This is a genomic window from Sinorhizobium fredii NGR234 (assembly GCF_000018545.1).
Classification (GTDB): domain Bacteria; phylum Pseudomonadota; class Alphaproteobacteria; order Rhizobiales; family Rhizobiaceae; genus Sinorhizobium; species Sinorhizobium fredii_A.
On record NC_012586.1, the window covers coordinates 1,538,542 to 1,561,029 of the forward strand.

Annotated in this window: 15 protein-coding genes; 12 read left to right on the forward strand and 3 right to left on the reverse strand. The window is 63.3% G+C overall.

Annotation, left to right across the window (positions count from 1 at the left end; translation table 11 throughout):
- Positions 1–32 precede the first annotated feature (32 nt).
- Both NGR_RS07330 and NGR_RS07335 read left to right on the forward strand, forming a co-directional pair.
- Complete coding sequence (locus tag NGR_RS07330; protein ID WP_015887613.1) at positions 33–2,492, forward strand: adenylate/guanylate cyclase domain-containing protein; 2,460 nt, start codon at positions 33–35, stop codon at positions 2,490–2,492.
- A 189-nt stretch (positions 2,493–2,681) separates the two neighbouring features.
- On the forward strand, positions 2,682–3,167 hold the full coding sequence (locus NGR_RS07335; protein WP_015887614.1) for a GNAT family N-acetyltransferase: 486 nt from the start codon (positions 2,682–2,684) through the stop codon (positions 3,165–3,167).
- 40 nt (positions 3,168–3,207) lie between these two features.
- On the opposite strand, the gene NGR_RS07340 is transcribed toward NGR_RS07335, so the two are convergent.
- Together NGR_RS07340 and NGR_RS07345 are read right to left on the reverse strand one after the other, a co-directional pair.
- Positions 3,208–4,116: an NAD(P)/FAD-dependent oxidoreductase gene (locus NGR_RS07340; RefSeq protein ID WP_015887615.1), complete on the reverse strand. Its 909-nt coding sequence runs from the start codon at positions 4,114–4,116 to the stop codon at positions 3,208–3,210.
- Between the two features lie 105 nt (positions 4,117–4,221).
- Entirely contained in the window at positions 4,222–5,748 is a 1,527-nt protein-coding gene (locus NGR_RS07345; RefSeq protein WP_015887616.1) for an FAD-dependent oxidoreductase, read from the reverse strand.
- 369 nt (positions 5,749–6,117) lie between these two features.
- Here NGR_RS07345 and bcsN point away from each other — a divergent pair, with 369 nt between their 5' ends.
- The 7 genes from bcsN to NGR_RS07380 all read left to right on the forward strand — a co-directional run bounded on the left by bcsN (position 6,118) and on the right by NGR_RS07380 (position 17,315).
- Complete coding sequence (gene bcsN, locus NGR_RS07350) at positions 6,118–7,062, forward strand: cellulose biosynthesis protein BcsN (RefSeq protein ID WP_164923954.1); 945 nt, start codon at positions 6,118–6,120, stop codon at positions 7,060–7,062.
- A gap of 104 nt (positions 7,063–7,166) precedes the next feature.
- A complete protein-coding gene (gene bcsA, locus NGR_RS07355; RefSeq protein ID WP_193377870.1) occupies positions 7,167–9,338 on the forward strand; it encodes a UDP-forming cellulose synthase catalytic subunit in 2,172 nt (723 codons plus the stop codon).
- Positions 9,335–11,674: a cellulose biosynthesis cyclic di-GMP-binding regulatory protein BcsB gene (locus tag NGR_RS07360; protein WP_015887619.1), complete on the forward strand. Its 2,340-nt coding sequence runs from the start codon at positions 9,335–9,337 to the stop codon at positions 11,672–11,674. Before bcsA ends, NGR_RS07360 begins: the two co-directional genes overlap by 4 nt.
- The gene (locus NGR_RS07365; RefSeq protein WP_015887620.1) at positions 11,671–12,714 is read left to right on the forward strand and encodes a glycosyl hydrolase family 8; all 1,044 of its coding nucleotides are present in this window, start codon (positions 11,671–11,673) and stop codon (positions 12,712–12,714) included. The genes NGR_RS07360 and NGR_RS07365 overlap by 4 nt, the downstream gene beginning before the upstream one ends.
- Complete coding sequence (locus NGR_RS07370; RefSeq protein WP_015887621.1) at positions 12,711–14,876, forward strand: hypothetical protein; 2,166 nt, start codon at positions 12,711–12,713, stop codon at positions 14,874–14,876. Before NGR_RS07365 ends, NGR_RS07370 begins: the two co-directional genes overlap by 4 nt.
- A 189-nt stretch (positions 14,877–15,065) precedes the next feature.
- Positions 15,066–15,239 carry a DUF1328 domain-containing protein gene (locus NGR_RS07375; RefSeq protein WP_015887622.1) on the forward strand — a complete coding sequence of 58 codons (174 nt, stop codon included), beginning with the start codon at positions 15,066–15,068 and terminating at the stop codon, positions 15,237–15,239.
- Positions 15,240–15,308: 69 nt separating this feature from the next.
- Positions 15,309–17,315: an AI-2E family transporter gene (locus NGR_RS07380; RefSeq protein WP_164923955.1), complete on the forward strand. Its 2,007-nt coding sequence runs from the start codon at positions 15,309–15,311 to the stop codon at positions 17,313–17,315.
- A gap of 18 nt (positions 17,316–17,333) precedes the next feature.
- Here the strand turns inward: NGR_RS07380 and NGR_RS07385 are convergent, their stop codons facing one another.
- Entirely contained in the window at positions 17,334–19,070 is a 1,737-nt protein-coding gene (locus NGR_RS07385; RefSeq protein ID WP_015887624.1) for an adenylate/guanylate cyclase domain-containing protein, read from the reverse strand.
- 379 nt (positions 19,071–19,449) lie between these two features.
- Between NGR_RS07385 and NGR_RS07390 the strand changes: the two genes are divergently transcribed.
- The 3 genes from NGR_RS07390 (at position 19,450) to NGR_RS07400 (ending at position 22,486) form a co-directional block, all read left to right on the forward strand.
- Positions 19,450–19,662 (forward strand): hypothetical protein, encoded by a 213-nt coding sequence (locus NGR_RS07390; RefSeq protein ID WP_015887625.1) that lies wholly within the window; start codon positions 19,450–19,452, stop codon positions 19,660–19,662.
- Positions 19,663–19,760: 98 nt separating this feature from the next.
- Positions 19,761–20,597 (forward strand): N-formylglutamate amidohydrolase, encoded by an 837-nt coding sequence (locus NGR_RS07395; RefSeq protein ID WP_164923956.1) that lies wholly within the window; start codon positions 19,761–19,763, stop codon positions 20,595–20,597.
- Positions 20,594–22,486: a flavohemoglobin expression-modulating QEGLA motif protein gene (locus tag NGR_RS07400; RefSeq protein WP_015887627.1), complete on the forward strand. Its 1,893-nt coding sequence runs from the start codon at positions 20,594–20,596 to the stop codon at positions 22,484–22,486. The genes NGR_RS07395 and NGR_RS07400 overlap by 4 nt, the downstream gene beginning before the upstream one ends.
- The last annotated feature ends 2 nt before the right edge of the window (positions 22,487–22,488 follow it).

Genomic DNA, 22,488 nt, shown 5'->3' on the forward strand with positions numbered 1-22,488 from the left:
GTTGACCGCCTCAGCCGGAGCGATGGGCCGCGATGTTTGATCGTCTCGGCATTCGCGGTCGTCTGCTGTTCGCCTTCTTCGGCATCAGTGCCTTCGCGGTGCTCGCGACCATAGGCGCTCTGTACGCTTTCCTGCAGCTGAGCCAGGTGCTCGAACGGGTAACGGCGCGCCGGGCCCCCTCCGCCCATCTCTCATTGGAACTCTCCCGCCACGCCGAACGGGTCGCCGCCACCGCACCCGCCGTCCTTGCTTCGACCAGCAGGGCCCGGCACGGCGAGGTGTCGGCCGCGATCGGCATCGAGATGACGCGCCTGGAGGAATTGCTTGCCGCACTGAAAGGTACGACGCTGAGCTCGGCGGTCGTCTCCGAAATCGAAGAGGCAGCCGTGGGGCTGCGGCGCAACCTGAACGCCCTCGATGGTCTCGTCACCGCCCGCCTGACCGCGGTGGCACGCAAGGAGGAACTGCTGCGTCGCCTGTCGGCGACGACAAATGCCAGCCAGCGCCTCGTCGCGCCCGGTATTCTCGTGATGAACTCCAAGGTCCCGCGGTGGCGGGCAGCGACCGTCGATCCAACGCTTTCAGCCGAAGCGGAAGCGGCGGCGACGAGAGACCTGGCACGGGCCATCGCGGCCTATATTCCGCAACAGACGGCACAGCGGGAGATCGCGGCCATCAACGACACGCTTCTGCAGGCCGCGGTGGTGCCGACGGCCGGCGACCTGTCGCTGCTTGCGTTTCCGCTGCACCGGTCGGTCGGTGCGCTGGAGGCTGTCACGCCTGAATTCGACGAGCAATTGCGCAAACGCTTCCGTCAACTCGTCGACGAGTTCAAGGCGCTGATCGACGGGCCGGGAAGCATCCCGGCGGCGCGCGGCGACGAACTGGCGGTCCTGGCTGAGGGCGAGAAGCTGGTGGCGGAAAACGATCGGCTTTCGCGCAAGCTGACGCTTGCCGTGGACCGCCTCGTAACGGCCGCGCAAAAAGATATCTCCGAGGCAGGCGCGGAAGCGGCGACGGTGCGGCGCTATGGCACCGGCATCGTGCTCGGCTCCGCCCTCCTCAGCCTGCTTAGCTCAATCCTGATCGTCTGGCTCTATGTCGACCGCAACCTGCTTGCCCGTCTCGCTGGCCTCAGCCACAGCATGCTTGCCATTGCCGCCGGCAACCTGCGTGTGGCGCTGCCGGAGACCGGCGGCGACGAGATCGGCCGAATGGCCAAGGCGCTGCGCGTCTTCCGCGACACGGCGATCGAGGTCGAGGAGAAGAACCTCCGCGATGTCGCCGAAGCCCGGCAACGCCTGATCGATGCGATCGAAAGCATTTCCGAGGGCTTCGCTCTCTACGACGCCGAAGACCGGCTCCTCCTCTGCAACAGCCGCTATCGCGAAATTCTCTATCCGGGCATGGATGACGCCGTCGTTTCCGGCAGCAGCTTCGAGGCAATTATCCGCGCGGCGGCCGGCCGTGGCCTGATCGAGGCCGCCATAGGCCGCGAGGAAGAATGGATCGCCGAGCGGATCGAAGCGCATCGCAATCCGGCTGGAACGATCCTGCAGCAGCGCGGTGCTGACCGCTGGGTCCAGATCAGCGAGCGCCGGATTTCGGGCGGCGGCACGGTGGCTGTCTATTCCGACGTAACGGAGCTGAAGCGCCGCGAACAGGATCTTTCCGAGAAGTCGGCAGCCCTCGAGGCACTCTCGAGCAAGCTTGCCAAATACCTCGCTCCGCAGGTCTACACTTCGATTTTCAGCGGCCGGCAGGATGTCAGCATCGCCAGCCAGCGCAAGAAGCTGACCATCTGCTTTTCCGACATCGCCGGTTTCACCGAAACGACCGACAAGATGGAGTCCGAGGAGCTCACCCAACTCCTCAACCAGTATCTGACGGAGATGTCGAAGATCGCCCTCTCCTTCGGTGCGACGATCGACAAATATGTCGGCGATGCCATCCTGATGTTCTTCGGCGATCCGGAGACAAACGGTGTGAAGGCGGACGCCATTGCCTGTGTTTCGATGGCGCTTGCCATGCAGAAGCGAATGGCCGAACTTGGCGAGATCTGGCGCGGCGCCGGAATAGAGTCGCCGCTGCGCTGCCGGATCGGCATTCACACGGACTACTGCACCGTCGGCAATTTCGGCAGCGAAGACCGGATGGACTACACGATCATTGGCGGAGCGGTGAACCTCGCCGCGCGGCTGGAACAGGAAGCGGAGCCCGGATCGGTCCTCATCTCCTACGAGACCTTCGCGCAGGTGAAGGACGTGATCCATTGCGAGGAGGTCGGGCGAGTCCGCGTCAAGGGCATTGCCTATCCGATCGCGACCTTCAACGTCGTCGACTTCAGGGCCAATATCAGCGCCGCTTGCGAGACAATCCACAAGGAGTTGCCGCACCTGAAGCTCGATGCCGAGCCCGAACTCATGTCGTCCGGCGAACGTGAAGAGGCCGCAGCAACGCTTCGCGAAGCGCTGGACAAGCTCTCTCGATGACGCGCTGCTCGCCCCACTCCGGCCGGTCCGCGCTGTAGGACTGCAGTGGCCGCTCTACAGCGCCGCACGTCCAATCGGACGCGCTAAGGTCGCTGTAGCACTTTGAACTGCTGCATGATTTTGTCCTTAAATCGATTTCGATTTAAAGAATCATGCAGTAGTACAGAGCATTTCCCGAGGAAACCCCGAATGATCGTCATACGCCCCGCTCGACCGGACGAAGTCGACGCGCTTGCTCATATCGGCCTCGCGGCTTGGCGCAAGGGGATCAAACCCTTGGTACCGGCCGAGATCGCGCTGGCGATCGAGAAAGACAACCCATTCGTCCCGTTTCTGCGACAAATCGGTTCAAGTATCGTCGTGGCGGAGATCGAAGGCCAGGCTGGCGGGATCGGAGCTTGCGAGCACGCCGACGATACCATCAGCGATATCTGGGTGGCTCCGCCGTTCGAGGGGCGAGGTGCCGGATCGGCACTGATAAGGGCTCTCGAGGCGCAGGTCCTCGATCGGGGATATTCCGAGGCTCGGATCGAGGTGGCGGCGGCCAATGAACGGGCGCTTGAGCTCTATGGGCGGCTTGGCTATCGGCCGCTTTGGAGGAAGGTTGTTCTGGATCCAGTGCTGCGAACGGATCTCGAGAAGATCGGACTGGTGCGGCGTCTTTCAGCCGCGTAAACGCGCGAGGCCGGCAGGCACGTCCTGACGGACGTCCCGCTCAAGGATCGCCGAAAGCCTCCGTCAAATCATTGTGCGCGGCGACTGCGGCGATCTCCCCCTGCGCCATGGCTACCCCCATCTGGTTCAGACCCGTCACCACATCGCCGATCGCGTAAAAGCGGCGAACATTTGTCCGCTGATGTTGATCGGTCGGTATGCGCCCTTCCTCGTCAAGCCTCACGCCGATGGCCCGCGCAAGAAGCGACTGGGGCCTGCACCCAAGCGCCGAGTAAACTGCTACCGCCTCCAGCATGGTCCCATCCAGGAATTCCAACGCGATGCGATCTTCGGAAACCGGTCTGTGACGGGCCAGCTGGGCAGTGACCAGCCGAATGGGTGGTTTAATGACTGCGGGACTTAGGCCTTCCGGTTCGGCGCCCAACGTCACCACCGTCACGTCATCGGTGAACGACAGCAGAAACGCGGCTTCCTTCATCGCCCGCCGGCTGTTGCCGATAACAACGACAGGAGCGCCATTGATTTCGTACCCGTCGCAGATCGGGCATACCCTGAGATTGCCATGTCGCACGAGTTCCGTAGCGTCCGGCCAAGGCGGAAGAACGTCGACCAAGCCCGTCGCGCAGATGATTGCACGACTCTGGATGCTTTGGCCGGCCGATATGCACCGAAAGCCGTCATCGAGCCGCTCCAACAGATCGGCACGGCCTGCGACATGTTCCACCCCGTACCTGCTGGCCTGTTCGTGCATACGGTCAAGCAACGCCTGGCCCGGCACGCCATCCGGGAAGGCGGGGTGATTGTAGGAACGCGGGATCAGCGACGCGCGGCTATTCCCCTCGTCGACGACGACCACACGCCGATTGAGGCGCGCCAGATAGACGCTTGCCGCGAGGCCCGCAGGGCCGCCACCCACAACGATGCAATCATATATGGGGTTGTGGCGCACTCACCGTCTCACTGATCGTGTTCCTATCGAACAACCTGCTGTGAACGGACAAAGCCGCCAGGTTCTTCGGCCATTTTCTCCGGAAACAGTCTCCCCTCCGGGCGCCTATTCATGCGCCGCCGCAAGCGGCTTGAAGGCGGGCGCGTTCAGGGGCTCGCCGTCTACCGAAAAGTGCGAGCCGTGGCATGGACAGTCCCAGCATCTTTCGAAGCCGTTCCAATGCACGACACAGCCGGCATGCGTGCAAGTCGCGGATCGAACGTGAAGTTCGCCGCCATCGTCGCGATAGGCGGCAAGCTTTGCGGCGCCACGGCGAACGAGCCCGCCGTCGCCCGGTTTCAATTCGTCAACCGAAGACAATTCCCCGCCGGTGAAATGTTCGGCGAGACTGGCCGGCATGGTGAGGTTTTCAGAAATGTATTCACCAGCCGCGCTGATCGAGATCCGATTGGGTTGGTACACGCCGGCCCAGGCGTTGTCACGCTTCAGGATGAGGTCGCGCAGGATCAGGGATCCGGCGACGCCGTTCGACAGCCCCTCGCCGGAATCGCCCGTCACGACGAAGATGTTCTCGTTTCCGGGATTGCGGCCGATATAGGCGAGGTGGTCCACCGGCTCCATGACCTGGCCGGACCAGGCATATTCCGGGTCGCTCATCTGCGGGAAATGGGCCTTTGCCCATTCTGTGAGCCTCGTTATCCGATCTCGCTGGTCGTCGGCCTGACCGGTCTTGTGGTCCTCCCCGCCGACGATCAGCCAGTCGTGTTCAGCGTCCAACGGCTGGAGGCGGACATAGTGGTAGGGGTCCAGCGTATCCCAATACAGCGCGTCGACAACAGAGGCGCTTGGTATCCGCACGGCAATCACATAGGTGCGATACGGCGCCTGCTTGGTGTGGATTGCGATCCAATCGTTGATCGGCGAGTTGGTGGCGATGACCGCCGCTCGCGCGCGGATCTCATAGCCGTTCCGGGTTCGGACGATCGCTTCGCCGCCCTTCTCTTCGACGCTCACGACCGGTGTCTCTGCGTAGAGCCGTCCGCCGTCCCGTTCGACGCAGCGGATAAGCCCGTTAAGGTATTTAAGCGGATGGAACCGTGCCTGTTCCGGAAATCGAAGACAGCGACGCTCGGGACCGACCTCTGCGACCGGCAGCGCGTCCCAAGCAACGCCGGAGAAACCAAGGCTGTGACAGGCGCCGATCTCCCGCTCGAGAATGGAACCGTCATCGTCCGACGCTGCGAACAGATAACCGTCGAGACGCCGGAAGTCGCAGTCGATCTCTTCCGTCGCCTGGATCCGGTCGACCCGATCAAGTGCGGCGACCTGGCTGTGAAGGTAGTGCCGTGCCTCGTCGAGACCGCGCAGGTCGATGAGCTTGTGGTAGAAGTCATCCAGGGCGGACGCGAGATGCGCGCTCGTGCGAGCCGTCATGCCTCGCGCGAGGGCGCCCCGATCCAGGACAATAACCGATTGGCCCTCGCGGCACAGTTCGTAGGCGATCGAGAGGCCGGCGATGCCGGACCCCACAACGGCCACATCCGCTTGCCCATTGGTGGCAAGCGGTTGCGCCTGATGTTCCGGGACGGTTGCCATCCAGAGGGACAGGCTGCGTTCGCAATTCAGGTTCATGACGTCCAATCTCCTTCAAAACGAACCGCGATCGCTTGGAAATGTTCCTCGGCGGACCAAGAGCCTGGTCACCTCCTCGCCAACGAAACAGGCGCGTTTGACTGCCTGCGTCCGCTGCTCCTTTTTATGCGGGTTTGAAAAACGCCCCAGTTGCACTATGCAGGTTCACAGACTGGCGGTGACCATCGCGATTCGTGGTCGCCGCGTGATGGATAAAGATTGAAATGCGGGCAGAGCGCGCTCCGCGCGTCCTTTTCTGCCTACTGCGTGTTTCGCAAAGTCGAGCCGATTGAACGAAACGTGCAGCGATTGAATGTGCCGCAGCGGCCTTGCCCGTTCGAGAAGACGTGCGCCGCTGTGGAGGCAAGGTTGGAGGTTGCCAGTTTGCGGTGCAGCGGCAAGGCCGTCGGTTTTATCGTTCTCGCGTTTCTGTCCCTTGCCGGCTGCACGGCCCGTGAAGGCGCACGCGTTCCGACGGGCGCAGCAATCGTGCCGACCGAAAACGCACTCGTCCTGCCGCCGCCCGGGGGCCCGGCGGTCTTGAACGTGGTGGAGCGGCGCTTCGGCAATGCCGTCGAGCAAGATGTCAATTTGCACACGTCCGCTTCCACACCCGGACAGAACTACCTTCGCGCCGCATTCTTCGGACCGACGGGTGCCGGCCTCAACCAGAGAACAGCGACCTATTCGGCGGTTCGCGCGTCGGAGATGATGCGCGAGGCGCGGCGCGCCATTCCAGGCGTTGCCCTGACCCAGTCGCCCTACTTCCTTCAGAACAACTATGGCCCGTTCGGCTATGCCTTCGGACGCGGGAACGGCGGCGACGCCTGTCTCTATGCCTGGCAGCAGATCCGTCCGCCGGAAAGCCAGCGCTCTCCGCTGCGCAGTTACGGCACCATTCAGGCTCGGCTGCGCTATTGCGCCACCGGCGCCACGGAGAACGCGCTGTTGGCCATCGTTTACGGCTACACGATCAGTGGCACGATCGGCGATCCGAGTTGGAACCCCTACGGGCCACCCCCGGCGGTCGACGCCGGGCTCGGGCGAACGGGCAGTCCCGTCTACCGCATGGAGACGCCTTCCGGCCAGGCGCCTGTGCTTGAAGGCGAAAGACGCGTCGAGGCGCGGATGCAGGCGCGGACGCCGCGCCTCGTCGAGAGACCGGACGCGGCGCGCCCGGCGGCCGTGACACCCCTGCCCGCGCCGCAAACCGACGGAAGCCTGCCTGGCCCGGCAGTTTCCACCGGCGCGGCAGGCACCGTCTTGGTTCCCCTGCCCACTTGCACACCAGAGGGAGGTACGGTCTGCCCTTAACAAGGCGATAACTCGGGCCTGCTATGGGGCTCACCGGGTCGTCTGACCGGCTGTTTTATAAACCATCGCCAGCGGCATGAATGCCGCTGTTGGAAGGCAAATGTATGAGTAAGGTCGCTACTCTTGCCGCATGGGGCATCATATCCCTTTGCCTCGTCGCGCTCATTACGCTGCCCGTCAACCTGCAGACACAATTGATCGCGAGCGTTTTGGTCGTGACGTTCATGGCGCTGATCAAGCTCTTGGACGCGGGCGGCAAATGGCGGCCCATCGCGCTGGCCTTCGGCAGTGCCATGGTGCTGCGCTATGTCTATTGGCGCACGACAAGCACCCTGCCTCCGGTCAACCAGCCGGAGAATTTCATCCCGGGCTTCCTGCTTTACCTGGCCGAAATGTACAGCGTCATGATGCTCGCCCTCAGCCTGTTCGTCGTCGCGATGCCGCTTCCGCCGCGGGCCTCGCGTTCGGCGACGCCGGGGAAATACCCGAAAGTCGACGTATTCGTGCCGTCCTACAACGAGGATGCGGACCTGCTTGCCAATACGCTTGCGGCGGCCAAGGGGATGGACTATCCGGTCGACAAGTTGACGGTGTGGCTCCTTGATGATGGCGGTACATTGCAAAAGCGCAATTCCACCAATCTCGTCGATGCGCAGCGCGCCACCGGACGACACCGGGACCTGCAGAAACTCTGCGAGGACCTCGGCGTGCGCTACCTCAGCCGCGACCGCAACGAACATGCGAAGGCCGGCAATCTCAATAACGGGATGCTGCATTCGAACGGCGAATTGATCGCCGTTTTCGATGCCGACCACGCTCCGGCACGCGACTTCCTGCTCGAAACGGTCGGCTATTTCGAGGACGATCCGCGCCTGTTCCTGGTGCAGACGCCGCATTTCTTCCTCAACCCCGACCCGCTCGAGCGCAACCTTAGAACCTTCGAGAAGATGCCGAGCGAGAACGAGATGTTCTACGGCATCATCCAGCGCGGTCTCGACAAGTGGAACGCTGCATTTTTCTGCGGCTCGGCGGCGGTTCTGCGGCGCAAGGCGCTGGAGGATACGAGCGGCTTCAGCGGGTTGAGCATCACCGAGGACTGCGAGACGGCGCTGGCGCTTCACGGCCGCGGCTGGAACAGCGTCTATGTCGACCGTCCGCTGATCGCCGGATTGCAGCCGGCGACGTTCGCGAGCTTCATCGGCCAGCGCAGCCGCTGGGCGCAGGGAATGATGCAGATCCTGATGTTCCGCTTCCCCTTGCTAAAGGGCGGATTGTCCATACCGCAGCGCCTTTGCTACATGTCGTCGACGCTGTTCTGGCTGTTTCCGTTCTCGCGGACGATTTTCCTCTTCGCGCCGCTTTTCTACCTGTTCTTCGATCTGCAGATCTTCACCGCGTCCGGCGGCGAGTTCCTCGCCTATACGCTCGTCTACATGCTCGTGAACCTGACGATGCAGAACTATCTCTACGGATCGTTCCGCTGGCCGTGGATATCCGAGCTCTACGAGTATGCGCAGACCGTCCACCTGCTCCCGGCAGTCGTTTCGGTCCTGCTCAACCCGCGCAAGCCGACATTCAAGGTGACGGCAAAAGACGAGTCCGTCTTGGAAAGCAGGCTCTCCGAGATCAGCCGGCCGTTCTTCGTGATCTTCGCCATACTCCTCATTGCCACTGCACTGGCGATCTATCGCGTCTATACGGAACCGTACAAGGCGGACATAACGCTGGTCGTCGGAGGCTGGAATCTCCTCAATCTCATCATGGCCGGCTGTGCGCTCGGGGTGGTTTCCGAACGGGGCGAGAAGGCAGCCTCGCGGCGCGTGAAGGTCAGCCGGCGCTGCGAGTTCTCGTTCGGCGAGCAAACATATCCGGCAACGATCGAGAACGTGTCGGCGCACGGGGCGAGAGTTCAGGTCTATGGCCTTCCCACCGACGAACTGCTCGTCGATGTGCGGGGGCAAATCCGCTTCCAGCCCTACAGCGGCGACGGCACCTTCGAAACCCTGCCGGTCTCGATCAGGAATATCGAAACCGAGGGCGATCTGACGATCGTCGGCTGCCGCTATCTGCCGGAAATCGCCCACCACCATAGCCTTGTCGCCGACCTCATCTTCGCCAATTCCCAGCAGTGGAGCGAGTTTCAGCGCAAGCGGCGCGGCAATCCCGGCCTGGTGCGCGGCACGCTTTGGTTCTTGTGGCTGGCCCTCTATCAGATGAGCCGCGGCCTCATCTATTTCTTCCGCAGCATCAAGACCGAAGCGGGAGCGAGCAAATGAACCGCGTGCTCGCAATTCTGATGGTGTTCTTGGCCGGGTCGCCTGCGGCTGCCCAGCCCTCCCCCTTCGACATGTCGGACGAGCGCCCCGCCAAACAGCGTCCCGCACCGCCGGTTGAAAAGGCACCGCCGCTCCGTGGGGCGGTGCCAGGCTCCATCAGCACCGAGGCGGCCGCGCCTCCCCCGGCTGCCCAGCCGTTCCGCCGTTTCATCCTGCCGTTCCCGACCTTGTCTCTTGCCGGCGAAGCGGACGAGCGCGTCTGGTCCATCTATCTGACACCGGCGCAGGCGGAAGCCGGCCGCAAGATCACCTTTGCCTATCAAAACGCGATTGTCGTGGCGCCGGAGGCATCTGTCCTGTCCGTTCTGGTGAACGACAAGGTTGTCGGCGAAGGGGAAGTCCAGGCGGCCGACGAGCCGCAGGAACGCAGCTACGACATACCCCTCGGCCTGTTGCGCACCGGCTCCAACGAGATCCGCTTCCGGGTGCGGCACCGACACCGAACCGACTGCACGATCCAGTCGACCTACGAACTCTGGACAGAGATAAGCTCGGACAGTGCCTTCATCACTTTCGAGGGAGATGAGCCCCGAGCCCTGAGCGCGATCGAAGATATTCAGGCGATCGGTACAAATGAGACCGGGCGAACCCGGTTCAATATCGTCGCGCCTGCACTGGAGCAGCCGAGCCACGTGCCGATGCTGATGCGGTTGGCGCAGGGCGTTGCCTTGCTCGGACGCATGCCGGCCCAATCGATCGTCTTCAGCCGCGACCTGCCGGAACTTGGCAAGCCCGGCGAGCTGACGATTCTTGCCGGAACCGCAACGGAACTCCAGCCCCTCCTTCCGTCGCTACCCGCGGAGGCGGCGGACAGGACAATTGCCGCCTTCGCAGAATCCCCGACGGAACATGCGCCGGTTCTCGTCCTCAGCGGCCCCGACTGGGCGGCCGTCGCAGCAGCGATCGAAACGATCACCGCGGCCACAGAGCGGCCTTCGGACGTTGCGCGAGACGTCATCAAAACGGAGCGCTGGCGGCTACCGCAAACGCCGCTGGTGTTTTCCGGCAAGAGGCTGAGTTTTGCCGAACTCGGCGTCGCGACAAGCGAATTTTCCGGCCGCCGTTTCCGGACGGCCCTACAGGTGGCGATCCCTTCCGACTTCTATGCCGATGCTTATGGCGAGGCCACCATCCTCCTGGACGCCGCCTATACGGAAGCGGTCCGCCCCGGCAGCCGGATCGACGTCTACGTGAACGGCAACATAGCCACGACGGTCCCGCTGGAAGCGTCGGCGGGCGGTATCCTCCGTCATCTCCCGATCAACGTGACGCTGCGGCATTTTCGGCCCGGAGCGAACCTCATAGAACTGGAAGCGGTGCTGCTGACCGAGGCTGACAAGTTGTGCGCGCCGGGGAGTGCCGCTTCTTCCGAGCCCCGCTTTGCCCTGTTCGACACGTCAGAATTTGTAATGCCCGATTTCGCCCGCGTCGCACGGCGCCCCGATCTGGCGGCAACGTCCGGCTCGGCCTATCCTTACCGAGGTAGTACCGATCCGATTGCGCTCTACATCGACCGGGCCGATGCCGACACGCTTTCGGGCGCTGCCACCTTCATCGCGAGGCTGGCCGTAGCCGGCGGACGGCCGATGCAGATGGAAACGATCTCCGATCCGCTGGTGGCCGATGGACGGCAAGCGCTCTTCATCGGCGCCATGCCGCAGCTCCCGAAAATGGTGCTGACGCAGGCCGGGATCGACACGGGCAGCCAGGCTTCCTGGGGAAGTGCGAAGGACCTTGCCCAGGGGCGCAATACGCAGACGGCGCTCGACGAATGGCAGACGCGCTTGAAGGGCGGTGGCTGGCGCAGCGCCATTGTCGATGTCGAGAGCTGGATCAAGGACAATTTCGACATTTCCCTGAATTCACTCCGAATGATACCGGAGGCCGAGGCGCCTTTCATTCCTCCGGACACCGCAACCCTGCTGGTGGCGCAATCGGCCAATCCGGCTGAGAACGCCACCTGGACGGTAGTGGCAGCTCCTTCGCCAAGATTGCTGCGCGAGGGGACGGCCGCGATCGCCGATACATCCCGATGGAGTGAGATTTCCGGGCACATCGCGACCTACGAGCCCGTCGAAGACAAGGTCACCGCGACGCCGGCTCGTCGCTTCGGACTTGTCGAGACGCAGCCGCCGTCTTTCTGGAACTACCGCCTCATCGCGGCGAACTGGCTGTCGACGAACATTCTCTTCTATGCGGTAGCGCTTGTCAGCCTTGCTGTCTTGCTCGGTCTGGCAACCGCCGTGCTGCTCGCCAAACTGGGGCGCCGACCATGAGACACCTCTTGATATTCGCGCTTCTTCTGACGGTACTGGTCGGACCGGCGGAGGCGGATGAGAGGCAGGCAAGCGTGAAGGCCGACGCCTGGGCTGAATACAAGTCGAAGTTTCTCGATTCGAGCGGGCGTATCCTCGACGACGCCAATGGGAACATCAGCCACAGCGAGGGACAGGGTTACGGCCTGCTCCTCTCGTTCCTGGCGAACGAACCTGCCGACTTCGAGCAGATCTGGTCCTTCACCCGCCGCGAGCTTCTGTTGCGCGACGACGGGCTTGCAGCCTGGAAATGGAGTCCGGACGACGATCCCCATGTGACCGACATCAACAACGCGACCGACGGCGATATTCTGATCGCGTATAGCCTGACACTCGCCGCCGAACGCTGGAGCCGGAACGACTATTCACAGGCGGCGGTCTCGATCGCCGAGGCAATTCTCGACAAGACCGTCGTCAAGCATGGCGGACGCACGCTGCTGCTGCCCGGTGTCGCGGGCTTTGCCGCCGCCGATCGCGCCGACGGACCCGTCATCAACCCTTCCTATTGGGTCTTCGAAGCCCTGCCGGTGCTCGACCGTCTCGTTCCGTCGCCGACATGGCAGGCTCTCGAAACGGACGGCAAGGCGATGATCCAGGCAATGAAATTCGGCCCGGAAGACATGCCGGCCGATTGGGTGAGCGCCAAGACGTCGCTCAAACCGGCCTCCGGATTTCCACGGGAATTCGGTTTCAACGCCCTGCGCATTCCGCTTTACCTCATGCGCGCAGAACAAGCAGACCGGGAGTTTCTGCTGAGGCTGCAACGTGGGATGTCGGGACCGCATGGCGAGCTCCTGACCCGCGATCTCGAGACCGGCGCGGTGCGCGCGACGCTTACGGACCCCGGTTATCGGTTTGTTAACCATATTCTGGCCTGTGTTCTCGAAGGCACCAAGGTTCCAGAGAACGCCAAGGCGTTCCGCCCGACGCAATACTACCCATCGACCCTGCACCTGCTGGGACTGACTTTCGTGGAGGAAAAGCATCCGGAGTGTTTATGAAGTTTCCAGTCATAGCATTCGCAGGTGTCACCGCGACGGTGATCGGCATCGCCGGCATCGCCGACGGCGACCAGCTGCGCAAGGGCCTTGGAGACCTCATCGCCAGTGCCGCACCGGAACTGGCCGTCACCTTCGGCAACGCCGCCGATAGCGGAAAGGGCGCGAGAGGAACCGGCTCGCAGGAGGTGGCACAGGCGCAAACGCCGCCACAAGCGGATACGCCTCCCACCGATGAGCCACCTGCGGTCGACGAATCGGCGCTTCGCTACTTTGCCAGCCAGGGCGACACCGCCCGCCTGCAGGCGGAGATTTCGCGTCTCAGGGCGCTCTATCCGAACTGGACCCCTCCACGCGATCCCCTGGCCGTCCCGCGCAACAAGGACGTGCAGCTCGAGACCATGTGGCAGCTCTATTCGGAAGGACGCTACGCAGAAGTCCGCAGAGCGATCGCCGACCGGCAAACAAGAGAGGCCGGTTGGCAGCCGCCTGCCGATCTCCTCGAGCGTCTCGATGTCGCCGAAGCTCGGGCACGGCTTATCAATGCCTCCGATCTCAAACAGTATGAGACCGTCATTCAGGTCGGCGCGAACACGCCAATCCTGCTCACCTGCAGTGAGGTTGACGTGCTCTGGCGCGTCGCCGAGGCCTTTGCCGAAACGAAACGCCAAGGGCGGGCGCGCGACGCCTATCTCTACATATTGAAAAACTGCGACAGCGAACCGGAGCGGCTCGCGACGCTGCAGAAAGCCGCCGCCGCCCTGCCCTATGCCATGCTTCAGGAACTGCTTTCCTACGAGAGACCCAACGTTGCCGGAACGCTGGAATTCGAAAGCATTCGCGACGACCTCGCCCGTCGCTTCGTCGCCGAGGGCGAGGACGACGCAGCGCTCGCCGTCGACCCGAAATATCTGCAGCGGATCGAAAGACTCGTCGAAACGCAGGATATGGCATCGGACGCGCTTCTGCTCGGCTGGTATCAGTTGCGCCGCAAGAACATGAACGCGGCGGAGCAATGGTTCAGACGTGCGCGCGACAAGCAGGATTCGGCTTCCGCCTCACAGGGGCTGGCGCTCACCTTGATCGACCGCAAGGCGCCGGAAGAAGCCGAGAAGGTGTTATACCCCTGGCGGGATGCCTCGGCCGATGCCCGCGCGACCTACATGGCCGCGACCGCCAATCTGCTGGCGATCGAACCCCCGGTCGGTCTCGCCGGCGATGTCCTTCAGCGCATTGCGCAGGAGACCATGAAGGCGCGCGATCCGGCGACGGCCCAGCAGTTCGGCTGGTATGCCCGCTCACTAGGACAGCCGCAGACGGCCCTTCAATGGTTTTCGACGGCGCTTCGCTGGAACCCGGATGATGAGCCGTCGGCCTATGGTCTGGCGGTCACCCGTCAACAGCTCGGCGACACGGCCGGCGCGGTCGAGATCCAGCGCCTTTGGGCTGGACGTTCGGAGCGGATCGCTCGCCTCGGCGAGCCCGAAAAGCCGACCGAGGCTGGACAGGTTCCGGGGCCGACGGGACAAGAAGCGCAGCCGGGCGCAGCGGAGCGCGGCCGGCCGGCCGTTGCCGTCGTGCGTCGCCAAGCCGGCTTGCCCGCCCGGGTCGGGTCGTCGCCGCGCCAGGTCGTGCGAAGGACGGTCGGCTGCCGCGAGACGCTGGACCCGAACCGCCTGGCGCCGCAAGCGGCACTGGCGCGCGGATGGTGCCTGATGGACATGAACCGTCCGCTTGAAGCCGCCGAAGCCTTCGAGGTAGCGCTTCGCACCTCGGCGTCTACGATGCGGGAGGATGCCGCCTACGGCCAGAGTCTTGCCTATCTCCGTGCCGGGCTGACGAGCAAGGCGGCCGTCGCCGCAACGAAGTCGCCGCAAAGCCGAGCCCGCGTGGCCGAGCTACAGACGGCCATACTTGCCGACCGCGCAATCGCCGCCTTCGACACCGGCCGCTACCGCGAGACATTGTTGTTTCTCGATCAGTTGCGGCACATATCGTCCGAGCGCACCGATCTGATGGTCCTGCGCGGCTATGCCTATCTCAGGCTCAACCGGTTCGCCGAGGCGAAGCGCATCTTCGAGGCAGCCGCCGCGACCGGCAACCGGGATGCCCGACGCGGTCTCGCAGACGTCAGCAGGGAGGAGGAGATCTGGCCGAATAAATAGCAGGCGGCGCCCCTCTGATAGCCCCTCCGCAGCACCGCCCCGTCCCGCCAGACCCGCGATGGTCGCCGTAGCACTCTGAAACGCTGCATGTTTTTATCCTTCGGCGACGATTTGAGGAAACCTGCAGTAGGCTTCCTCGACAACTGCCCTACTTGCTAAGCAAGCTTTTGTCCGAACGAAGGTTGCACCATGCTCAAATGGGCTCTTATCTTCCTGGTTATCTCGCTGGTCACAGGTTTTCTCGGCTTTTCCGGCATCTCGGCCGCAACGGCAGGCATCGCCAAGATCCTCTTCTACCTGGCACTGGTCATATTCCTGATCTTCCTGATCCTCGCCCTCATGGCGGGCAGCGCCGTGGTGTAGCCTCATCTTGCCCCAAACCCTTCGGAGATGCACAAGGGAGTCTGAGGGTGACGGGGCATGGGGAATGAAATGCTGAGGTTTTCGCGGAAAGCTGGCCAGGACCAGGCCCAAACCGCCAGCCGATCGATGCAGCTCGCGATCGCGCCTGGATCGACAGCGATTGCCCAGTCTTCCCGGCTTCCAACGCTTGCAGCAACGGCGGCGACGGTCGCCGTTCTCTATTTCGCCAGCGAAGTGTTTCTGCCACTGGCGATCGCCATCCTGCTTACCTTCGCGCTGGCGCCGGTGGTCTTCAGGCTGCGAAGAGCCGGATTGCCGCGTTCGGTCGCCGTCATCGGCACGGTCGCGACCGCCTTTCTGTTCCTCTCGGCATTCAGCATCATCCTGGCCATGCAGGTCAGCGAAGTGGCGCAGAACCTTCCCACCTACCAGTACAACATCATCGAGAAAATCCGGGTGCTGAAGGAGGCGGGATCGGAAAGCCAGATCTTCGAACGCCTCAGCCGCGTCGTGGAACGAATCAGCACGGAGATCAGCCGCCCCAAGCCGGAAACGCCCGTTTCCCCCGCTCCGGAACCTGAGCAGGAACCGCTTCTTGTGGAGATATTTGCTCCGGAGCGCCCTCTCCAGACGCTGAGGAATATCATCGATCCGCTGCTTGGGCCGCTCGCAACGACGGGTCTCGTCATTGTCGTCGTCATCTTCATGCTTTTCGAACGGGAGGAACTGCGCGACCGTTTCATCCGGCTGGTCGGCTACGGCGACCTGCACCGCACGACAGAAGCCCTGCAGGACGCCGGCGCGCGGGTCGGCCAGTACCTGCTCATGCAACTGGTCGTGAACGTCACCTACGGCATTCCGCTTGCCATCGGCCTCTGGCTGCTCGGCATACCCAATGCGATTCTCTGGGGAATGCTCGCCATCGTGCTGCGCTTCGTCCCCTATATCGGCCCCGTCATCGCGGCAGCGCTTCCGCTGTTTCTCGCTTTCGCCGCGGCTCCGGGTTGGAGCCTGCTTGTCTGGACGGCGGCGCTGTTCATTGCCCTGGAGCTCCTCAGCAACAATGTCGTCGAGCCGTGGCTCTACGGGTCGCGGACGGGCCTTTCGCCGCTCGCGATCATCGTCTCGGCAATTTTCTGGGCCTGGCTCTGGGGCCCGGTCGGACTGGTACTGTCGACGCCGCTGACGGTTTGTCTCGTCGTCCTCGGCCGCCATGTCCCGCAGTTCGAGTTCCTCGAAATCCTGTTGGGCAACGAACCTGTGCTCGATCCCAAGGAACGGCTCTATCAACGACTGCTCGCCGGCGATCCGGACGAGGCGACCGACAACGCCGAAGAAATGCTCGAGGAGAAATATCTCGTCGAGTTCTACGACACGGTCGCGATTCCGGCCTTGCTGCTCGCGGAACACGACCGCGCCCGCGGCGCGCTCACCGATCCGCAGGTGGCGCAGATTGCCCAGAGCACGCGCACGCTCGTCGCCAATCTCGAGGAAATCGCCGCCGAAGAGGAGGACGAGGAGGAAGAAGACGCCGGCGAAGGGACCGGCGCCACAGACGATCAGAGCGACGACTATGACTTGCCTCTCGGCGATGGCAAGTCCGTGCTGTGCATCGGCGGGCGCGGCGAGCTCGACGATGTGACCGCATCGATGCTGGCGCAGGTGATCCGCGTCCAAGGCGCGGAAGTGGCCTTCGCGAGTTACAAGGACTTGAAGCCCGGAACGATTCGAACGCTTCCCCTCCCAGAGCGCAACGCAATCCTCGTGAGTTTTCTCGATCCGGAGTCGCTGCGGCACGCCAAGTTCATCGTCCGCCGGCTGAAGCGTGTTGCTCCGACGGCGCGCATCGGCATCGTGCTGTGGCAGGAGGACGGGGCGCCGAGAGCCGAGCTGGTCGAAGAGCTCCAGGCGGATTTCGTCGTGTCTGTGATCGCCGAGGCTGTTCGGGAAGCCCTCTCCGACGAGGTCGCCCGGCCATGGAAGGCAGTGCGCGCCAAGATTGCTCCGCGTCATCAGGCGCGCCGACGGGGTTCGACAGCGGAGAAAGCGGCTCCGGCGGACCAGAAGGCGGTATAGGCGCCGTGCTTCAGATCGTCAGGCAGCGCAGGCGGCAGTGTCACGCGATGCGGGGAGACCGGCGGCCCGGTTCCGCTGCATAAGGGCCTCCAGGATCGCGGGGTCCTTGAAAAGCTCCTGGCCAACCAGATACTCGGCCGACAGCGTCGGATCGAGGCCGAGCGCCTGGGCAACGAGCTCACCTGCTCGTTCGACATCACCGCGGGCCATGCGCGCCGCAACACGATAGAGGTAGGTGCGCCGCGTCTGGAACGGCAGCTTGTGGGCCACCTCGAACATCTCCTCGTATCGGTCGAGCACGTAAAGAGAGGCTACCCGCTCCTCGGTGATCCAGACTGGAAGGAACGGATCCAGCGTTTCGGCGCGATCGAGAAGTTCGAGCGCCCGCAAGGGTTCACCGGCGAACAGATAGAAGGCCGCGCAACGGCCGATCGTGTAGGCGTCGTTCGGCGCCAACTCGATCGCCCGTTCATGATGAAAGCGCGACGCAACGAAATCGCCGCGCTTCATCTTGATCGCGCCCATGATGCGGTGCGCCTCGGGATCGGTGGGATCGAGTTCCAAGGCATGAGCCGTCTGAAGTTCGCCGGCCTCGAGATCGAAGCTCGGCAGCGAGCTCCACGAGCAGACATGCATGGCGAACGGACGCCCGAAGCCCGGATCCGCCTGCATCGCCTTCTCGAACCAGCCCATCGCTTCATGCAGATGCACATCCGCGACGCCGGCCAGCCGGTGATGATCGAGGCCTCTCAGATAGTGCTCATAGGCGGACATGTTCTCCGGGCGTTTCAGCCGGGCTGCCGCGAGCTCGGACTGCTCGATCCGGCCGGAAACGGTCGCGGCGACCCGTGCCGTGATCTCGTCCATAATGTCGAGGATCTCCGCGAAGGGGCGCTGGATACGATCAGACCACAGCAGATGCCCCTCTGCCGTCTCGATGAGGGAGATATTGACGCGCACCTGGGCGCCGGCCTTGCGCACCGAGCCGGCGACCACATAGCGCACGCCGAGCACCTTGCCGATTTCGACCGGATCGGCGGTTCGAAGCACGCTCGACGCCGACCTTGACGTGACGAACAGGCTCTTCAGTCGACTGAGCTCGAGCGTCAGGTCGTCCGTCATTCCTTCGGCGAGAAAAGTCTGGTCCTGGTCGGTCGCCGATGGCGTGGCGAAGGGCGTCACCACGACGGAATTCGGCCGGATCGACAAAGGCGGAGCGGGGCGGGTGGGCGCTATCAGGAAGCGGTGCCGATCCATCGCCGCTCCGACGCGGTAAATTCGAACCGGCTCGGACACGCCCTTCAATTGTCGCTCGCCTACGGAATCGAACGCGCAGGGAGAGACGCGGCGAACATGGTCGTAGAGTGGCCCCGAAACTTCGATTTGCCCAGGCTCGGCTGACGCCTCAATCCGCGCGGCGACATTGACGCCATCGCCGCGCAGGTCATCCCCGACGACGACCACGTCGGCAAGGTGCAGGCCGAAGCGCATGTCCTGCGAAGAGGTTCGCGGCACGGCGCCGATCGCAGCGCGCATTTCCATCGCCGCCCGCAGCGCGTTCACGGGGCTCGAGAATTCCGCGAGGACCGCGTCGCCTGCCGTATTGAAGACCCTGCCCTCGAAGCGGGTCACGATCTCTGCGATGACGGCCATGCAATCGACCACGCGGGCGATCGTTTGCTCCTCGTCGTGCTCCATCGCCGACGTGGAGGCGACGAAGTCGCCAACCAGAATGGCAGCCAGCTTTCGCTGCATCTTCGCTATTCCCTGTACGGTGCAGGAAGCGCAAATGATAGCATAGCGGTTCGCGAAGCGCCTAATCGGGCAGGTCGGCCGATCAAGGGGGAAAGGCAGGCCGGCATCAGGCGGTTCGCCCAGTTGAACTTCTCTCGGCAACGCCAGGATGAGGCATTCTGTCCAGCACCACTCTCGGAGAGATGTTCACAAGTCTCCACAAAGTGGGTTGCGGCGAGGCGCCACCGTTCAGCAACAGAACGCCAAGCAGGCAATCTCGCATTCGCGGGGCAAGAAGCGTATAAGGTTCATAGCTAAGTCCCGGGAGCCGTCCAAAGCCCGGAACGTTCCGACGAGGCAGGAGTTCTGGGCACTCGGGGTATGAACCTGGAGTGAAGTCATGGAACAGTTGAACGCACGCAAGCTCGCAGACGAATATCTGCGTCTCGGCGGCCACCGTCGCGTGGTCATCGACGATAACGTGACATCGATCCGGAGCTGGGAGCCCGAACCCGACGAGGCCGAGGCCTTCTGGAAGGCTTACGTGGAAACGCTCACCCCCGAGAAGCAGCGGGACGTGGAGCTCCTCTTGCCCACGATCAATCGCGCCTGAAGCCGAAGTCCTCTTTCGGAAATTGGAACCGAAAAACGCGTTCGGAATTGTATCCGAACAACCGCATCCATCGAGTGCATGGATGCGTTCGCGGAGCCATGAATATGAGCATCGCTCGGGAAACCAACTCGGATCTGACGTCAACCGCCGCCGGCGACTGGTGGACGCAGCACCGCGGCCAGTCGCCCGTCGTCGCCACAGCCATTCACAACGGTCACGCGATGCGCGATGCGGTGAGAGACCTTTGCAAGCTCAACGAGGAAGAGCGCCTTCGCGAGGAAGATCCCTTCACGGAGTTCATCATTCGCGATGTTCCGAACCGGATCGTCGTTCACCGGTCGCGCTTCGAGGTTGATGTCAACCGGCCGCGCGACGGGGCCATCTATCTCAGACCGGAACAGGCCTGGGGCCTCAATGTGTGGGCGGGCGACGTGCCCGGCGAGATCGCCGAAGCGTCGCTCGCCCTGCATGACGAATACTATGCGATGCTGAAATCCTACCTCCGCGGTATCGAACGCTGCCATGGACGCTTCGTCGTCCTCGACGTCCACAGCTACAACCACCGCCGGGCCGGCGCCAAGGCTGAGCCGGCGATCGCTGCGCAAGCGCCGGACATCAATATCGGCACGATCTCCATGGATCGCAAGAAATGGGCGCCCGTGGTCGATGGCTTCATGGAAACGGCACAGTCCTTCGACTTTCCCGGCGGTCGGCTCGACGTGCGGGAGAACGTCGCCTTTCAGGGCCGCGGCTATCAGGCGCGCTTCATCCATGAGCAATTTCCGGACACGGGCTGCGCGATTGCCGTCGAATTCAAGAAGATCTTCATGGAGGAATGGACCGGCGAACCATTCGCCGAGACGCTCCGCGCCCTGCGGCGACTGCTCGCTTCGACCCTGCCGGTTCTCGCCGACGCATTGGAGAGGGTCCGATGAAGCCGGCAAGCGCACAGATAACCGCCGCTCGGGACCATCCGGATTGGCTGGTCGACGCGCTCGAGGCGATCGCATCGGGCAAGCCGGTGCGCAAGGACCTGCCGGGCGGCGGGCGCCTTCATATCGATCGCTCCCTCCCCTTTCTCTGCGTCCATGTCTCGAGTGGCGGCAGTGCTCCTGTGGCGCGCGAGATAACCCAGGCCAATGCGTCCTATCTGCTTGCGCCGGACGCCGCGACCGCCGAGCTGATCGTCGCCGCGGTCGGGGCGCTTCTCGAGCGCCGGTTCGGAGCGTTCATGGTGCTCGACATGGGCGAACTCGCCTCCGACGCGTTGCTCACCGACCAGGCCCCTTTTCTTCCGCCCTTCACGATCGAAGTCACGGCCGAGAAGACCAGGCCGCTCCGTGCTGCGGTACGCGCCTTCGTCGCGGCCATCGAGGCGATTCAGGTCAAGTTCCGCACGCCGCGGGTCGAAGTACACAGTTGGCCGGACGGTAGGCAAACCGCAGCCGGGACGCTCGACATACCGTTCCCGTCGATGCGTGTGCGGTTTGCCCCGGTCTATTGCCAACAGGCGTCGGGCAAGATTTATCCGGAACTTCGCGAGCGGTTGATCGCCACCATCTTCGACGCCGGCCTGCACGCTTTTGCGGCATTCGCCAGTTCGACGGAAAGCCTGACCGCCTCGACGCATCGCGCCCTGGGGCGGAAGGCCTTTGTCGATGCCGTGGTGCGCACCGACCGCTGCATCGACGAGGTTGCGTCCACCTTCGATTTCCTGCTTGCCGTCACGCCGATAAACGCCGAGGCCGCCTGGAACGAGTTTGCCGCGAGCGGTTTCGAGCGGTCACCGCGATTCCTTTATCGGCCCTTGACGTTGCAGGTGGAGGCGGCGAAACGAAAGCTTTTTTCCATCCCCTTCGAGCACCTCGAGGACCCGGTGCTTTACCAGCTCTATCGAGAGAAGCAGCAGGAACTCGATCTGCAGCTCTCGATACTTTCCGCGCGGGAGACGGCCAAGTTCATCGAATTCGGCCGTGCGCTCTACGGGCCCGTGGAGACCGGGCTCCTGCAGGCCGCAAGGGCCGTCCTTGCCGGCTGCGGCAGAGCGGAAGCCCGGGTTGCTGCGTCGACCATCCGTGACAGCGCGGATTGCTACTTCGTGGAAAGACGCGCACATGAAATGATCGCCGAATATGCACGCCGTTGCAGTGACTTCGAGGCGCGCGTTGAAGTGCGGGATGATCTTCCGGCAGGCCTACTGGTGTCCGGGCGGCGGCTGTTGATCGCCCGAAGCACGCTTATGCCGGTCGATCGGGTCGAGGCGATTCTCAGCCACGAGATCGGCGTCCACCTGCTCACCTATTTCAACGGCTCGGCGCAGGGACTGCGTCTCTTTCGCTCGGGCCTTGCCGGATACGAAGGCATGCAGGAGGGCCTGGCGGTCTTTGCGGAATTTCTGGTCGGCGGCATGACGAGCGAACGCCTTCGCCTGATCGCAGCGCGCGTCATTGCCTGCGCGGCCATGCTCGACGGCGCGGTCCTGCCGGAATCCCATCGGTTGCTCGTGGATGAGCACGGATTGCCGGAGGCGGATGCCTTCAATGTCGTGCTGCGTGTCTATCGCGGTGGCGGGCTTGTCAAGGATGCGATCTATTTGCGGGGACTCCTGCAACTGCTCGACCATCTGGCGGACGGCGGGGCGCTCGAACCATTCTGGATGGGAAAGATCGCAGCCGCGCATTTCGGCGTCATGCAGGAACTCAGTGCGCGCGGCCTGCTCGGCGGGCCGGCCGTGCGCCCCATGTTCCTCGACCATCCTCAAGCGCCGACGCGGCTCGAGAGAGCCCGATCGGGAATGACTCCGCTCGACCTGTTGGACAACTAGGA

Bases quoted from the DNA above. Each gene is read 5' to 3' on its own strand.
- NGR_RS07330 (WP_015887613.1), top strand. From the start codon at position 33: ATGTTTGATCGTCTCGGCATTCGCGGTCGTCTGCTGTTCGCCTTCTTC.
- NGR_RS07335 (WP_015887614.1), top strand. From the start codon at position 2,682: ATGATCGTCATACGCCCCGCTCGACCGGACGAAGTCGACGCGCTTGCT.
- NGR_RS07345 (WP_015887616.1), bottom strand. From the start codon at position 5,748: ATGAACCTGAATTGCGAACGCAGCCTGTCCCTCTGGATGGCAACCGTC.
- bcsA (WP_193377870.1), top strand. From the start codon at position 7,167: ATGAGTAAGGTCGCTACTCTTGCCGCATGGGGCATCATATCCCTTTGC.
- NGR_RS07360 (WP_015887619.1), top strand. From the start codon at position 9,335: ATGAACCGCGTGCTCGCAATTCTGATGGTGTTCTTGGCCGGGTCGCCT.
- NGR_RS07365 (WP_015887620.1), top strand. From the start codon at position 11,671: ATGAGACACCTCTTGATATTCGCGCTTCTTCTGACGGTACTGGTCGGA.
- NGR_RS07370 (WP_015887621.1), top strand. From the start codon at position 12,711: ATGAAGTTTCCAGTCATAGCATTCGCAGGTGTCACCGCGACGGTGATC.
- NGR_RS07375 (WP_015887622.1), top strand. From the start codon at position 15,066: ATGCTCAAATGGGCTCTTATCTTCCTGGTTATCTCGCTGGTCACAGGT.
- NGR_RS07380 (WP_164923955.1), top strand. From the start codon at position 15,309: ATGCTGAGGTTTTCGCGGAAAGCTGGCCAGGACCAGGCCCAAACCGCC.
- NGR_RS07385 (WP_015887624.1), bottom strand. From the start codon at position 19,070: ATGCAGCGAAAGCTGGCTGCCATTCTGGTTGGCGACTTCGTCGCCTCC.
- NGR_RS07390 (WP_015887625.1), top strand. From the start codon at position 19,450: ATGGAACAGTTGAACGCACGCAAGCTCGCAGACGAATATCTGCGTCTC.
- NGR_RS07395 (WP_164923956.1), top strand. From the start codon at position 19,761: ATGAATATGAGCATCGCTCGGGAAACCAACTCGGATCTGACGTCAACC.
- NGR_RS07400 (WP_015887627.1), top strand. From the start codon at position 20,594: ATGAAGCCGGCAAGCGCACAGATAACCGCCGCTCGGGACCATCCGGAT.